General features: G+C 42.4%; 17 protein-coding genes. 11 read left to right on the plus strand and 6 right to left on the minus strand.

The window, feature by feature from the left end; all coding sequences use genetic code 11:
- Complete coding sequence (locus QUA74_RS10600) at positions 1-834, plus strand: hypothetical protein (RefSeq protein ID WP_333327857.1); 834 nt, start codon at positions 1-3, stop codon at positions 832-834.
- A 15-nt stretch (positions 835-849) separates the two neighbouring features.
- The gene (locus QUA74_RS10605) at positions 850-1,689 is read left to right on the plus strand and encodes an ATP-dependent DNA ligase (RefSeq protein WP_333327860.1); all 840 of its coding nucleotides are present in this window, start codon (positions 850-852) and stop codon (positions 1,687-1,689) included.
- A gap of 138 nt (positions 1,690-1,827) precedes the next feature.
- Here the strand turns inward: QUA74_RS10605 and QUA74_RS10610 are convergent, their stop codons facing one another.
- The 4 genes from QUA74_RS10610 to QUA74_RS10625 all read right to left on the minus strand — a co-directional run bounded on the left by QUA74_RS10610 (position 1,828) and on the right by QUA74_RS10625 (position 7,211).
- Complete coding sequence (locus tag QUA74_RS10610; protein WP_333327863.1) at positions 1,828-2,394, minus strand: HU family DNA-binding protein; 567 nt, start codon at positions 2,392-2,394, stop codon at positions 1,828-1,830.
- A 162-nt stretch (positions 2,395-2,556) separates the two neighbouring features.
- Complete coding sequence (locus QUA74_RS10615) at positions 2,557-5,265, minus strand: hypothetical protein (RefSeq protein ID WP_333327866.1); 2,709 nt, start codon at positions 5,263-5,265, stop codon at positions 2,557-2,559.
- The gene (locus QUA74_RS10620; protein ID WP_333327868.1) at positions 5,255-6,673 is read right to left on the minus strand and encodes a hypothetical protein; all 1,419 of its coding nucleotides are present in this window, start codon (positions 6,671-6,673) and stop codon (positions 5,255-5,257) included. Before QUA74_RS10620 ends, QUA74_RS10615 begins: the two co-directional genes overlap by 11 nt.
- A 115-nt stretch (positions 6,674-6,788) precedes the next feature.
- A complete protein-coding gene (locus QUA74_RS10625) occupies positions 6,789-7,211 on the minus strand; it encodes an RNase H family protein (RefSeq protein WP_333327871.1) in 423 nt (140 codons plus the stop codon).
- Between the two features lie 90 nt (positions 7,212-7,301).
- Between QUA74_RS10625 and QUA74_RS10630 the strand changes: the two genes are divergently transcribed.
- Positions 7,302-7,847, plus strand: coding sequence for a hypothetical protein (locus tag QUA74_RS10630; protein ID WP_333327874.1), 546 nt, complete (start codon positions 7,302-7,304; stop codon positions 7,845-7,847).
- Here QUA74_RS10630 and QUA74_RS10635 read toward each other — a convergent pair.
- Complete coding sequence (locus QUA74_RS10635; protein WP_333327876.1) at positions 7,838-8,509, minus strand: hypothetical protein; 672 nt, start codon at positions 8,507-8,509, stop codon at positions 7,838-7,840. The two genes, QUA74_RS10630 and QUA74_RS10635, sit on opposite strands and share 10 nt — an antisense overlap.
- A gap of 37 nt (positions 8,510-8,546) precedes the next feature.
- Between QUA74_RS10635 and QUA74_RS10640 the strand changes: the two genes are divergently transcribed.
- Entirely contained in the window at positions 8,547-9,113 is a 567-nt protein-coding gene (locus QUA74_RS10640; protein WP_333327880.1) for an HNH endonuclease signature motif containing protein, read from the plus strand.
- A 284-nt stretch (positions 9,114-9,397) separates the two neighbouring features.
- Here QUA74_RS10640 and QUA74_RS10645 read toward each other — a convergent pair whose 3' ends face one another.
- Positions 9,398-10,216, minus strand: a complete 819-nt coding sequence (locus tag QUA74_RS10645) for a DNA cytosine methyltransferase (protein ID WP_333327883.1) — start codon at positions 10,214-10,216, stop codon at positions 9,398-9,400.
- Between the two features lie 68 nt (positions 10,217-10,284).
- Here QUA74_RS10645 and QUA74_RS10650 point away from each other — a divergent pair, with 68 nt between their 5' ends.
- From QUA74_RS10650 to QUA74_RS10680, 7 genes are all read left to right on the plus strand, one after another.
- Positions 10,285-10,674: a hypothetical protein gene (locus QUA74_RS10650; RefSeq protein WP_333327885.1), complete on the plus strand. Its 390-nt coding sequence runs from the start codon at positions 10,285-10,287 to the stop codon at positions 10,672-10,674.
- A gap of 56 nt (positions 10,675-10,730) precedes the next feature.
- Entirely contained in the window at positions 10,731-11,138 is a 408-nt protein-coding gene (locus QUA74_RS10655) for a hypothetical protein (RefSeq protein ID WP_333327888.1), read from the plus strand.
- A 149-nt stretch (positions 11,139-11,287) separates the two neighbouring features.
- Entirely contained in the window at positions 11,288-11,704 is a 417-nt protein-coding gene (locus QUA74_RS10660) for a hypothetical protein (RefSeq protein WP_333327891.1), read from the plus strand.
- 43 nt (positions 11,705-11,747) lie between these two features.
- Positions 11,748-12,482: a hypothetical protein gene (locus QUA74_RS10665; protein WP_333327893.1), complete on the plus strand. Its 735-nt coding sequence runs from the start codon at positions 11,748-11,750 to the stop codon at positions 12,480-12,482.
- Between the two features lie 81 nt (positions 12,483-12,563).
- Positions 12,564-12,911, plus strand: a complete 348-nt coding sequence (locus tag QUA74_RS10670) for a hypothetical protein (protein WP_333327896.1) — start codon at positions 12,564-12,566, stop codon at positions 12,909-12,911.
- An 87-nt stretch (positions 12,912-12,998) separates the two neighbouring features.
- Positions 12,999-13,325: a hypothetical protein gene (locus tag QUA74_RS10675; protein WP_333327899.1), complete on the plus strand. Its 327-nt coding sequence runs from the start codon at positions 12,999-13,001 to the stop codon at positions 13,323-13,325.
- A 209-nt stretch (positions 13,326-13,534) separates the two neighbouring features.
- Positions 13,535-13,921: a hypothetical protein gene (locus QUA74_RS10680; RefSeq protein WP_333327903.1), complete on the plus strand. Its 387-nt coding sequence runs from the start codon at positions 13,535-13,537 to the stop codon at positions 13,919-13,921.
- Positions 13,922-13,960: the final 39 nt, after the last annotated feature.

The following is a 13,960-nucleotide window of genomic DNA, read 5'->3' on the forward strand; positions in this document are numbered from 1 at the left end:
ATGACTTTTGTAGCAGAAGTACCAAATACTTACAATCCAGCTAAAGAATACATGGTTGGATTCTGGCTAAGCAGTCCTAAACTCAACGGAGTTCGCTGCATTTACACGCGGGACGGCATTTCACGCGGATTAAGAAGCCAGACTTTGACCACACGATTTGTAGGATTCGATCGACTTGAGTTAGCTTGTCGCGCCATCTGTGACGCTAACAATTTGTCTTTCCTTGACGGTGAGCTGTTCATTCCTGGTAGAACTTTCGAGGAGCTTACGGTATTAATTCGCGATCGAGCCACCTATGAACTTAATGAAAAATTTGCTGTTGAATTCCGAGTTTCTGCTGTTGGTTCGGCAACAAATCCCGCCCTAACAGCACAACAAATGATGAATCTCATGCAACAAATCATTCCGGCACAGGGAATGATTAGTTTGATTCCTCAAAAACTCATTGGGAACACACCTCTAGGCGTTCTGGATGAAGCAACCACCGTTCTAAATGCTGGAGGAACTGAAGGAATCATCCTCAGAAATCTGGACTCAGTTTATTCTGGACTGCGATCGGACAATCTTCTTAAAGTGAAGGGGATAACAAGCGGAATCTTTACTGTTGTCGGATTTACGCAAAATCCAATAGTGGGTTACGTGAGTTATATGTCCGTTGAAGGCATGGTGAATGGAGTTAATAAAGTTTCTCGTGTTTACGGCTTAAACGATGAAGAGGAACAAGATCTCTGGATGAACAGAGATTCTTATATCGGCAAACAAGTTCAAATAGTTTACATGGGTTTGACATCAACAGGCAACCTCCGAAGCCCTGCTTTGGGTCGATTTGTTTAATGAGGAGCAACAAAGATGTTACTGCAATTAGCAAATACTTACAGTCCTACCAAAAACTATGGTGTTGCTGAATGGCTCAGTAGCCCCAAACTGGATGGAGTGCGCTGTTTGTATGAGAACCCGACCAGTGGATTGAGGAGTCGATCGGGCTTGACTCGATATTCAGGATTGACCGAAATTGAGCAAATCTGTGAAAGCATCCGGCTAGCCAACAATTTGTCTTTCATTGACGGTGAGCTGTACATCCCCGGAGAACCTTTTGATAAAATTTCTGGGATTGCTCGATCGACGAAAACTACAGCAACCGTTGTCGAAGCGAAACAGAGGATGGAATTTCGCATCTTTGCGATCGGCTTCACTCAATATCCCAACATCGTGGCAGCCAATGAATATAGCCAGGTTCAGCAAATCTTTCCGGCAATGGGGAAGGTTAGCTGCGTTCCGCAGAGGTTGATTCAGAATAATCCTCTGGTCATTCAAGCGGAAGCCGACTCAATCAAATCATCAGGACAATCGGCTGAAGGAATAATGTTGCGGAACCCAAATTCTGTTTATTTTCAGGGTCGATCGATCGCACTTTTGAAGGTCAAGAATTTTGTGAAAGACCGCTTGCCCGTTACCGGGTTCACCAAAGGCACAGGGAAATATTCTGCGTCGTTGGGCAATCTCTTAGTTGGCGGCACTCTCAACGAGCGAATTGTCAATGCCAGAGTCGGGACTGGATTTACTGATGCGGAGCGATCGACTATCTGGGCTAACCAAGCTAATTATATGGGCAGAATAGTCGAAGTTATCCATCTTGGCATTACTGCTACGGGTGCTTTGAGACACCCCGTATTTTCTGCTTTTGTTTAAACTTGCTAAGAAATTCTAACCAATTCTTAGAAATTGTTAGAAACAAGAAACATGAAAAAAACCTGAGCTTGGGTGCAGTGACTCAGGTTTTTTTTATGCAGTTGGTTCGCCGCCGATTCAGTTTAGCTGAAGCTCTTCTTATTGAACCAGTCCCACAAGTTCAGGAATGCTCCCTGCTAATTTCCAACCAGTGGCAGCAGAGTAGATTGGAGTATTTGCACCAACTCCCCACTTGGATAGATCCTGGCTCGGAACTTCGATAAAGCTACCGTCTGGGGCTTTGATTTGCCAGATAATTGGTGGTGCCGAAGGAGTAAGCAATTCTGCTGGAATTGGAGGAGGCAAAACAGGAGCCGTTGGAGCTGCTACCGGGGCTGGTGCGGGAGCTGCTACGGGAGCTGGAGTCATTACAGGGCTTGCTACTGGAGTTATTTCAGTCGAAGTGGTTTCAGTCGAAATTTCAGAAGCATTTGTACCGGCATAAACCCTTTCAAGGAACTTCCTGTCAAACGTAATCTTCGGTCGGCGAGTAGGCTTGTAAGTGGTTGGTTTGCCTGTTCTTGGGTTTCGTCCTTCCCGTTCTGGTTTTTCAATCAAAGAGAAAGTGCCAAACCCTTCGATTTTGATATCCTTTCCGCTTTCTAGAGAAGCTAGGACACTGGAGATAACTTCTCCAAATGGAAGATTTTCAACAACTGAAGCCATAATTAAAATTTGGATTGAGATAGACGCTTAATTTGATTATGCCTTAATTATTTTAAATGCACAATAAATCAGACAAATTATTACTCATTTTTTGCCATTTTTGAGTCTCAAATAAGTGAAAAAGTGGTGGTATTTACCACTTGTCGTAAATACCACTTACTATTAATTGGGTGGCAAACCAAAATCTTCGGGCCCGTAAAGACCTGCTGGGAAATTGCCTTCTAAGAAGTCAATCTGTTCTTGCGTCAGCGATTCGTTGTACAAGCGGACAGTTTTAGTAGTGATTCTTCCTGACTCATCCATAAGTTTGGCATCGGTGTAGCAGCGCATGGAACGAGTTTCACCGATCGCAACCTTACTTCGATATTTTTCACCAACCCATCCAAGGGGAAAATAGCCAATATTTTTGGTACTTTCGGGATACCTCATATCGATCGCTAATTCCATTCGCGCGGCTTGCTGACCCACAGCAGGTTTGAGACGCTGGACAATGCGAATGAGTACATTCTGTCCAGTCCATTCACCTCGGCTCCAGACATTGGGTTCTTGTTTGTGAACATTAAAGACACCGAAGTAGGGCAGAGTATCAGGATTCTCTTGCAATTCAGTCACGATTTCTTCCCGGAATAAGTTAAACACCAGCGACCCAGTGCTGAGCTCAGTAGCCTTAAAGTGCACCGCGCGCCAATAAGCAGCAGCCCAAGATTTATCGGTATAAGCCTGGCCTTGGGCATCAGCAAATTGTTCAAGGGCTGAGTTTTTGAGAGCCTGGTATTTAGCGGAGACTTCCCGGAGTTTGGTAGTGTCACCCTCATTTTCTTCCTTCCATCTGATCGCAGATCCCATCTCTGAGCCATATCCCTTGCGCTGTTCAAACGCAAAATCCATCTGTTCTTGGGCTACCTCTACACCTACAAACAGCGCATTGTGAAACGAGTTGATATCGATGTTAGTTTCTAGCTGAGCTGGCCGCCAGTAGGAGTTAACCACTTTGACGAGCCGGGAGATGGTATCGATCGCATCATTGGCAACCGCACAGGGTCGAGTTAAAAAAGTGTCCTTCTCCTTAAAATCTTTGAGCCACGGAATTTTGCCCGCGTCTCCCAGACCGTTGAGATAATCAGTAACCGCCTTCAAACCCTTATCGTTATTGGGATATGCCGATTTGAGGGAATCAACCGCGATTTGAAGTTCCTGACTCAGGAAATTGATGATAGCCATCTCTTTTGGCTCAGTCTGCATTCCTCCCGGCGGGATGTTCAGGACTATTCCTTCTACCCCCGCTGCTCTGGCGCGACCCAGAAGTGAGGCAACTACACCGGTGATGTCGTTCATCGAATTGATCGCGACTTCTTGGAGTGTTCCCGTCAGCGCCATTTTAGGAAGTTTGTCAACTTCGGGAGGTTTGTCGAAATTGGCGATCGCATCTCTCAGCGCCGGATATTGATCAGAGGCGATGAGCTGAACGAAATCACCATCAAAATCTCTTCCCAGACCCAGCATCAGTTTGGTGGATGCCGCCATGAGGTTCGTTCCCCGCGCATAAGTGCCTTCAATTCTGTTAATCCACAGTTGACAATCTCCCCAATGCCTCATGGGATTGCAGAATACGATGTACTCGCCAGGAGCCATCCCAGGTGCACAAAAAACTTTCTCAGTAAAAGTAGTTTTTCCGTCTTTATCAGTGATTTCGTATTTCTGGAAATATTCATCTGGCTGCGACATCAGCGACCAAAAACGAACCCCGGCTGCTTTGGCTAAGTTAAGCCAAACTGCCTGAAGTCTTTCTGCTACTTTGCCTGTGATGTAAGGATGAAGCAGAAGTCGTCCTTTGATATCGTATTTAATTATCTCCATTGCAGTATTGACATATTCAGCTTCTGACTGAATACTATCGCCTTGTTCGCGTTCTTGTTCGGCTTCTACTTGATGGATTCTCAACTCTTTAGCCAGAGCTTGAATTGAGTTAGTAGCTGCTGCTAATTTTTCACATTTTTCTCGGAGTCGGCTGATTATTCTGTCTTGTTCCAGAGTTTCAAACTTGAACCATTGAAATAGCATCCAACCCGCTTTCGCCGTGCGTTTTTCTCCTTCAAATACCAATCCACAAAGTAGTTTTTGTCTATAGTTTCCGAGTGGGGGTTTGTTGCCTTTTAGTGAACTCCACGGGATGACTAAATCATAGCCAGAGCCATCTAACTCTGGATTGTGAGCGATCGTTCCTTTGGCTACCCACTTCTTAAATGAGGCTATCCGAAATTGGAGTGGAATTCCTTCGTCATTGGGTAAGTGAACATCCCCTGTGCCAAGTATAGTAAGAAACTCCTTAGACCCTTTAGCATGGCTGTCTCCGCTGTTCCAGTGTCTACCATTAGTGGGGTCATCTTGGGGATTACCTTGAGCATCACGCCGGGTATCATCTACAATGACAAAGTTAAATTCTCTACCTACTAAGTGTTTGCATCCGGTGTGCATAATGCTCCCGTAAATGATGCGTTTCCATTGCTCAGTTCCTTTGCTACCATAGTAGTTTGAGCCGATCGGAGCCATATTAAAAGTGAATCTCCCGTGGTTACGAGAGCCACTAGCTAAGTCCAGGATATATCGATCGTTCTTATTAGCAATAAAGGGGTCGAGAAGAGCCGCATTCTTGGTATCTTCGGGGATTTGTCCAATACAAAATCGCTCTTTGCCAGCGTCTTGATGCCAGCCAGAGAGAAGGATATTGCGGAGAGTTACTTTAGGAGTGTTTGACCATTGTTTAAGAACACAATCCCAAACTGACCAAACAGCAGTAGTAGCAATTTGTCCTAAGCTCTCATCAACCCAAGAATATTCAAGGTCGTAATCCGTAGGCATATTAGTCGCCAAAGTAAAATTTTCCTGTTGCTATTTTAGCAACTTTGTCCCCTCCTAATGTGGTAATAATATCGTCCTTGGGAATAAGAATGGGTTCATCAGGATTGGTTAAATCATAGCCAAGAATAAATTCGCGTTTAGCGTTTAGTCCAACTCCGATAATTTTCTCGATCGGCACAAGAGCTTTATTTTTTAAACTTCTTGCATTACTCTTCAATTTCTCCAAAATTTCAACTTGATTCGTGTCGTACATATGCGATAACGACAAGTTAAACTTTCTTGGTGTGTTATCACCAATATCTGCGAAAACGTAAAGGAATTCAGCAAGATCGGTTCGGTTTCTCATGGCTGTGGCAATGATAACGGCTGCACCAATTATAGGAGCTGCCCAACTCATCAAATAAGCCCAACCACTTGCTTGCATTCCTGTAGTACCAAAGAGCCGGGGCAACAAACTTACTCCAGCTTTCAGAGCAGATGCCGCTAAATAACGAACCGCTTCAGCACCGCCTGAACTGCCCGATAATTTTAGGACGATCGACACCACGGTATTCGTCAGCGCTGGCAACAAAACTGCGGGAATATTGAATGATTTCAGGAAAAAACTCCCTAGCAGCCAACTGGCAATGCTTGTGAGCACACCCACTGCCCCTGCGATCGTAGCTGCTCCACCTACTGCGATCGGTACTAATGCACTGTTCAACACGGGCGGACGGCTGTAAATGGAGCTGATGGAGTGGTTGTAGGTTGAGCTGATGGAGTATGGATTGTGAGCAATGATGTTAGGAATCGTGTTCGTAGTCATAGCAATTCGTGCTGCCTCTGCCCGTCGGATACGTGCGCGAGCGTTCCGGCGTGGATTCCCGGTCAGAGATTCTATCGTTGCTAAAATCTCTGCCTTAAGTTGCTCGACTCTAGTAAGAGCTTGTGATTTCCATGTATCTATTTGAGCTTCGGCTGTGGCTCCCCCTTGCTGAATCGCTCGAATGTCGGCATCGATCGAGTCGATCGTTACTGATAGTTGAGGTAAATTCAACGATTCGTTGTACGCCATCACCGATGTTTCATAAATTATCCTTTCTCTTGTTGATGGAAGGAGACTTGCTAATTCTTGCTGACCTTTGCCGGCTAAGTTTGTGAATGCTTTGCTGTTGTAAGCACGGTTAACTCCATTCACCGTTTCGAGAAATACCAAACTGCAATCAATCACGGTATTTCCTACCGTTTGGGATGCTACTAATAAGTCTTTGATACCTGCCATCACTGGATTTGCCATAATAAATTGGATATGGGGCAAACTAAAATACCAATCTTTTCCGTTAGTTACTCCTTGATTGACAGCATCAGCTACTGTCAGAATGGGTTTTCCTGCCCATACATTTTCGGCAAGTTGTGCTCGTAAATAATCAAATTGACTCATCGTTTTGCCCTAATCTTTGCCCTAAAGTTTAGCTTATTTTAACATACCCCAAATGGACATTGTAACTATTTAACAATGCCCAATTCGGGATTAAGTTAAGCTAAAATTGCAGGCTTCAAGAACTGACACTTTGTTCTTTGGCGAGTCGATCGCACTCACTCAACTCAGGAGTTGAATTCCGCGACAGCCACAGCCATGTGATGTCATGAACTTTTACTAACTTATCAAGTTCTTCCCACAAATCTTGGTTAGCGTTACGTTTCCAACCTTTAGCCATCGTATTTACGACGTAAGTTGAATCCGAGAATAGTGTAACTTTGCAAGGTTTCTTGAGAGCTTTCAAAGCTTCGATTGCTGCTGTTAATTCCATACGATTGTTAGTAGTGGTTGTGTCAGATTTACCACTAATTGCTTTTTTATTGGACTTACCAGGAATTGTGAGGATTGCAGCCCAACCACCAGATCCAGGATTTCCTGAACAAGCACCATCACAATGAATATTAACCACACTTTGTGTTTCAGTTACTGTTGCTGTCATTGACTTAATAAAAAGAACATCAAAATCTAAAAGCGAAGCTACCTGAAACCTTAATTATTGCTATAATATAACAAATAATTGAGAGTTTTTATGTCAGATAACACAGATTTGTTGAAAGAAAATGCGCGTTTATCCGTGATTAATTCAGAATTGTTGATAGAGAATTCTGACTTGTTGACGCAGAATACTGAATTAACAATGTACAATACGGAACTGATAATAGAAAGTTTGAGAGTACAAGCAGAAAATCTGAGACTAACTAAGCGGTTGGAGCAAATGAACTACTTAGCAAAAGCAATGTATCAGGATTTTAAACTCGATCGACCTAATGGAACTTTGACTGAAAATAATAGACAATCATTAGAGCTGGAGAGTGGCGGAACAATCTATTTGGTTCAGTATGTCGATCGAAATGGGAAATCGTACATATCAACAGAAGGTTTAACACCAGAAGGTGATATATCTCCTAAGCTTTATTATTTCGGGTACGCTGTGTTTTTCATGGTAGAAGAACTGGTACGACAAGGGTTTAGTAGTCTGCCTGAGAGATTTTCTAAGTTGTTCGATCGAAACCCAAAGTTTATGAACTATGTCGTCAAAGAGTTTGATAGGGTGATGGCAATGGATTATCTATAAGCCCATTTAAAAAGTTCAGAAGCGGTCAAAGAACAGAAAATCTGATGTTTGGTTGAAGAAAAAGCTCTCTGGGCTTCATGGACTAAGCGATTGATATCCGCCATAAGTAGAGAATCAAGCTGGTTCTGGTTCATAAAATCAGCAATATAAGCAGACATCAGGTAAGTATTAGCCAGAATTAGCTTTTTAGGTTCTTCTTCCAGCATTAAAATTTCAGTTGCTGATGTACCGATGACAAAAACCCCATTAGCAAAGTCAGGATGTTTCGATTTAGTGCTAAAAGTTTTCCACTTGCTAGGAACTTCAATTTCGTTCAGTACAGAATCTGAAGAATAATCAAAGTAATCAGCAACCAGTGCAGCAACGAAAGTCTTAAGAATAACTTCGTTGCTGTGCTTATAACTATAACTGCTATTTTCTAAAATTTTTCTAGCTGCTACGGCTACACTCCAGGCTTTTATTACGGTAGAATGAAGAGAAACTACTGTTAGTTCAATTTCTTTATTTCGATCTATTGCTAAGTAAACCGCATGACCATCAACACCTTCTAACTGGGCAATAAAACATCGCAAAATTACCTTTTGACACCTATTCATCTCCAGAAACAATTTACGTGTGTTTCTGTTTTTGTTTTTGTTTCTGTTTTTGATTTTCGTTTTCATGATTTTATTGAGCTACAAATTAAGGGACGTTTTACTTATGGACAATCGTAGCAAAGAACGGTTTGAAAAACACATTATCAGCAAAGATAATTGCTGGTTAACAGATTTGTGGGCGAATGACAAGGGTTATGGTCAATTCCATCTAAAGAGAAGCCGGATGAATGCTTCTCGTGCAAGTTTTCTGATATACAACGGGGACATACCTGAAGGTATGTTTGTATGTCACAAATGCGATAATCCACCTTGTGTAAATCCTGAGCATTTATTCCTCGGCACTCATACAGAAAATATGAGAGACATGGTAGAAAAAGGACGCTCTAATAGAGGTTCTAAAAACCCTCAGTCTAAATTGACCGAAAAAGAAGTTTTTCAAATCAAAGCTTTGTTAGTTGAAACTAACTTAACGGTTGAAAGAATCAGTATATTATTTGATGTTTCCCAACGAACTATCGCATACATCAAACAAAACGATATCTGGAAACACGTTAATTATATTGCTAACAGCAATTTGAGTAACACCAACCCCGATGTAAACAAAAACAGTAACAGAAACAAAAACAAAAACAAACCTTTAGAATGGAAACAATTGAGTTTATTTGACTAACTAAAGCAATCCCATAATTAGCAAATGTCGATAAACTACAATTTCCTCAATCCCCACTTGGCGACCGATTGACTTCATGGATTGCTCATCCATTCTCAAGCTAAGGATGCGCTCTCTCAGGGCTTCAATTTCCTCAGCCGACCGAGTAGGTTCTACTTGCTTAGGCTGTAAGTTCCATACCCTGATACTGCGCTGTACCTTGGCTGCTGTCGTATTGGTATATTTGGCTATCTCGGAATAAGACAGCCCTTGACGCTACAAACAGATTTGCTCTTCTACATTGCTCATCTAAGTAAGGAAGCTAGAAATTGGAGACGCATCAAAGGAACAGTCGCTTGGGGAACACAAATTGATAAGCCTGTTAGGTTGATTGCTTCTGCCCTGCCCGGAGTTCTGCGTTTTACTCCTGGGTTGGCAGGCGGGGCATTGAATCGCCACCATTGTTCATAATGCAGTCCAGCCAGGTACTCGGGAAAGACATCATCCAGAGGCATAGCTCCGGGTTTAGTTTCTGGGTACTTGGTAAACGACCTTGCAATTTCAATCTGTGTTCCAAGTTGTTTTGTCCAGCCCTGCCACCCTTTCCTTTGCTGGAGGGCAAAGTGGTTAGCGTAGGCAATGACAAACACTCTTTGCCTCTCATGTACCGCACCGCACTCCGACGCGCTGATAACTTCAACTTCTGTTTGATAATGAGCCATTCGGAATCCGGCAAGGATTGTTCGTAGCCCTCGATCGATGAGTCCGACTGGATTCTCCACCAATACAAAACTTGGTCTACCGAGTATGATGCAGCGCAGTGCTTGGAACCATAGACTTGATTCAATGTGAACGAGTCCGGTTTTAGTTCCGGCTCTTGATGTCCCTGTGCAAGGGAATGAGATGGTGTAGACATCGGCTTTATTTTTGATTGGTAAATAGTCACAGATATCAGAATGGATTGGAATTTCTGGGAAATGAGTTCTAAGAACTTGCTGAGAGTAAGGATTTTTTTCTACGAATTCGATCGTCTCTAATTTAATCTGAGAGTTCGCGTTTACTAATCTCCCTGCTAATTCCCAAGCTCCTATTCCGGCAAACAAATCAACGCATTTCAGTTTCATGTTAATGATTTTATTTTAATTCTATCACTTGCACTCCGTGTTTGGGAAGCAGTTTCTAATTAACAAATATGACTAAAATTGTAATGATTTCTGGCAGTCGTTCAATCAAAGATATCAGCGCTGGATTACCATCAATCGATCGAATAATGGAGCTAAACTTTTCCGTAATTGTTGGTGATGCGGGAGGCGTAGACAAGCTAGTTCAAGAATATCTGCGTCGATCGAATTACCTCAACGTTAGAGTTTACTTTGCTCTGTGGGGCGGAAGTGGGAAACCGAGAAATACTACGGGGTATGAAACGATGGGAGTTGCAGGAAGCTATGTCAATCGAGATATAGCAATGTGCTCAATTTGCGATTACGGTTTGGCTCTCTGGGACGGCAACAGTCGCGGAACCAGGGATAACATCGATCGAACTGGAAAGAAAACTAAAATCATCAGAATAGGAAGTAGTTGAAGTTGCGGGTGAGGGTCGCTTCGCGGTAAGGAAGTGACTTGTCACTTGTAACTATTATGACTATTGCCGTAGAAAAGTTTGATTTCGACAAATTCACGACTGAAAAAGTTAAGTTTGCGATCGATATTGACCGTGAAGTTTTCAATGTCAGTGAAGGTCTAAAGAATCAGTATGACCAACTAGACAATTCTCCGCTTTGGCGAGGCAAGTTTTCTGTTGAGGAATATCGGCAAATGCTATGGCAACAAATCCAGAAGCATTTACCCAGATATTTCAGAACCGGATTAAAAGGTTTTTATGAGCCTAATTTAGTCGCTGATTCAGATATCTTTCGATCGATTATGGAATTAGCTCATGCTTACCGGGATACAGGTCGGCTCAAGCTAATTTATATTTCTGATTATTCCCATGCTCAACTTATTGCCAGATGCGTTGATTATTTGGCAAATCAGGTTCTAAATTAGAATTTCGGCGGCACCAGGAAAGTGATTAATTCTTTTCCTGGTAAGAAGCCGATTTTATCAGCAATACCAGAAATTAATCTCTGGTAAGAAACCCGATTGAGTCATTATATCCTACCACGCTAAACCGCAACCTAATATCAACAACAATCATGTCAGAAATTCACCTTAATCCAATGAACGTTTTTCCTTACGATGTCAACAGGCGAGAGGGAACCTATTTCGATCGAAATGGTAAGCCAGTTGATAAATATATTCTCAAAGGCCATTATGCTGTTAGTTATGAAGGTAGGGATATTCGTTTGTCAACTTGGGCATGGAAACAGCGTAAGGAATTAACCAATTTAGCAACTTACTTTGATGGTAATACAGTCGAAGAAAAACGCTTAATTATCTGGGAGCAATTTGAAACTCTCACAGTTAACAGACATTTGATTAATTTCTGTGAGCAATATAGAGAACAACCTCTCTATCTCTGGTATATCAGCCAGTACGACTTACCGACAGCTCAATTTATCAAGCGTTTCTTGAACTGGTATTGGTCAAAATATCCAGTGATAGAGCAATAAAAAACTGTTATACTCTAGCTAATTTAGTTGGAGTATAACGCTAATGTTTACAACAGAATTTCCTGAGAATTCAGCCATCAAAGTAACAGATGTAACCCCAGAGTATAACGTGAATTATAAAACTGGGTACATAGGATTTCTCAACAAGGGAGCTGATGTAACATCGATCGGTATCGCTTATTTCACAGGTTGGGACACTATCAGCGATATCCATGCGACTCATACCTTGATTGTCGCGGGTGAGGATCAATGTATTGAAGCAGACATGGCAAACAACACAGTGAAGATTTGCACCCTAAGCAAATACTTCAATGACCCTAACTGTCAAATCTTCTTCCGCAAGCCCATATTTTTCAACGATGCGTTAGGTTATGCGATCGCACACAAAGCCAGTCTCGAAGTCGGCAAAGAATACGATTTTGGCGCAATCTTGACGCAAGGACTCTCAGGCAGTTTTCCTGGGCGGATGCTCGATCGACTGCTGACCGGAAAGTTGGAGGAACTGTTAGGCAATCTGCTGAATCATCCCGATAAATGGATTTGCAGCGAACTCGTTGCTTACACCCTAGATGAGCAGTTATTTTACCGAGATAAAGGCATCCTGAAGCGTCCTAACTCTACCATCAGTCCTCAAGAACTTTTCCAGGATACCGAAATCTTTGCGCCCTGGAAACATTCTCCACCTTCAATAACAGAAACAGTAACAGAAACAAAAACTGTTGCCGTAACAAAAACAGATTCAGAAACAGATTCAGGAACAGACCTAATCTGTAAGTAAGAATAGCTGAGGTTAACCGTTAAAACGCTTTGCGGTAAGGACGTGAGTTTGCCCACGTTCTACCCGTCAAGGAGTTTTGACATGAGTTTAGTTACAGTTACAGCAACAGGAAAGAAGGTAGTTGCGCCGATTTCGCATCCAGACCAGTCTCAGTTTGATTTGCCAGCTAGCCAGAATTTGGTTTGGCGAGGCGGTGTCTATGTTTGCGTAGATGGTAGGAAGGAATATTCTTTCTCGTGCCAGCTCCCGTTATGTCAGAACGGCGATCGCATCCAGGTAGGTAGCCTTTATTTGACTGTCTGCGGGGTAGTTACGGTTAAGTCGATCGTCCCTTCAGTAACTGTTGCTCAATATTTTGAGTACATTGTCGAAACTGAACAAGGAACTGAAGAAAAGCTTCTATCCTGGGAATTCGATAGCGCTGTCTAACTTTCAAGTCAAGAATCTTAAGCTGTTATCCCGACAGTTTAGGTTCTTGACTGCTTCGCTATAAAGTGCAAATTTGAGGTAACTATTATGAAAATCATTGCACTTGATAGATTAAAATCTGCTAATTTTGGTATCTCTGACAGAATTGGCAGGCATTGTAAATGGCGCGATGGTGTCTTCATTTACAAGAACAGTGACGGGGAAATGTATTTTCAATGTGAGCTGCCGTTGTGTCAGAATGGCGATCGCATCCAGCTAAGTAGTTTGTACAATACCAATAGAGGTATTGTACAGGTTCTAGCTATGAATTTAACTAGCCATGTTAATCAAGATTTCATCTACATAGTTCTTGACGAAACTGGCGAGCGCACTAAAACTCTTCATGGTCATCAGTTTATCAGTATTTTCTGGTAATTCTAACTGGGGGAACAGGAATTCAAACTCTTTTTGTTTCCCTCATGTCATGCTCATGTCATGCTCATGTGACGGTCATGTGCGCTATGTACAGGTACAGGTACAGATACAGATACAGATACAGGCTATGTACAGGTAAGAGTTGAAGTAAAGAAAGAGAGATAAAAATACTTCGTTTTGGGGAGAGGATGTTATTCCCAAAATGAAGAATGGAAAATCTGTCACTGTTTAACTGGATTGTGAAAAACAATTTCCCGGAAGCAGATTTTTGGCTGATAAATAAAGGTAGCAAACATAAGTTAGGGGAACCAGTTAAGGAATTTCAGCCTTATCTCACAGGCATCAAATGTCCAGCGTTAGTTTTGCCAGATTACGCTTTCTATATGTGCCTCCACCTGTACCAGCAAGGATTATGGCAACAGTATTCGCAAGGTTCAATCAATCTTCAGCATCTTCGCCTCAAGAATGTCAAAGAGGTGTTTCAATCGATTGGTAATCAGCACAGGATTCAACATCAAGCCCGTTTCAAGTCGTTTGTTCCATATCCTGTGCCTACTACTACAACAGACAGAGAAGAGGTTTATGCTTCGCTCTAAAGCGTTGAATTGTTGGATTGTTGAATTACAGGATTAGTG

Origin of the sequence: Microcoleus sp. LAD1_D3 (assembly GCF_036702135.1) — a bacterium.
Classification (GTDB): domain Bacteria; phylum Cyanobacteriota; class Cyanobacteriia; order Cyanobacteriales; family Microcoleaceae; genus Microcoleus.

Excerpts from the sequence above, each read along its gene's own strand:
- QUA74_RS10600 (WP_333327857.1), top strand. The coding sequence starts at position 1 with ATGACTTTTGTAGCAGAAGTACCAAATACTTACAATCCAGCTAAAGAA.
- QUA74_RS10605 (WP_333327860.1), top strand. The coding sequence starts at position 850 with ATGTTACTGCAATTAGCAAATACTTACAGTCCTACCAAAAACTATGGT.
- QUA74_RS10610 (WP_333327863.1), bottom strand. The coding sequence starts at position 2,394 with ATGGCTTCAGTTGTTGAAAATCTTCCATTTGGAGAAGTTATCTCCAGT.
- QUA74_RS10620 (WP_333327868.1), bottom strand. The coding sequence starts at position 6,673 with ATGAGTCAATTTGATTATTTACGAGCACAACTTGCCGAAAATGTATGG.
- QUA74_RS10625 (WP_333327871.1), bottom strand. The coding sequence starts at position 7,211 with ATGACAGCAACAGTAACTGAAACACAAAGTGTGGTTAATATTCATTGT.
- QUA74_RS10630 (WP_333327874.1), top strand. The coding sequence starts at position 7,302 with ATGTCAGATAACACAGATTTGTTGAAAGAAAATGCGCGTTTATCCGTG.
- QUA74_RS10635 (WP_333327876.1), bottom strand. The coding sequence starts at position 8,509 with ATGAAAACGAAAATCAAAAACAGAAACAAAAACAAAAACAGAAACACA.
- QUA74_RS10640 (WP_333327880.1), top strand. The coding sequence starts at position 8,547 with ATGGACAATCGTAGCAAAGAACGGTTTGAAAAACACATTATCAGCAAA.
- QUA74_RS10645 (WP_333327883.1), bottom strand. The coding sequence starts at position 10,216 with ATGAAACTGAAATGCGTTGATTTGTTTGCCGGAATAGGAGCTTGGGAA.
- QUA74_RS10650 (WP_333327885.1), top strand. The coding sequence starts at position 10,285 with ATGACTAAAATTGTAATGATTTCTGGCAGTCGTTCAATCAAAGATATC.
- QUA74_RS10655 (WP_333327888.1), top strand. The coding sequence starts at position 10,731 with ATGACTATTGCCGTAGAAAAGTTTGATTTCGACAAATTCACGACTGAA.
- QUA74_RS10660 (WP_333327891.1), top strand. The coding sequence starts at position 11,288 with ATGTCAGAAATTCACCTTAATCCAATGAACGTTTTTCCTTACGATGTC.
- QUA74_RS10665 (WP_333327893.1), top strand. The coding sequence starts at position 11,748 with ATGTTTACAACAGAATTTCCTGAGAATTCAGCCATCAAAGTAACAGAT.
- QUA74_RS10670 (WP_333327896.1), top strand. The coding sequence starts at position 12,564 with ATGAGTTTAGTTACAGTTACAGCAACAGGAAAGAAGGTAGTTGCGCCG.
- QUA74_RS10675 (WP_333327899.1), top strand. The coding sequence starts at position 12,999 with ATGAAAATCATTGCACTTGATAGATTAAAATCTGCTAATTTTGGTATC.
- QUA74_RS10680 (WP_333327903.1), top strand. The coding sequence starts at position 13,535 with ATGGAAAATCTGTCACTGTTTAACTGGATTGTGAAAAACAATTTCCCG.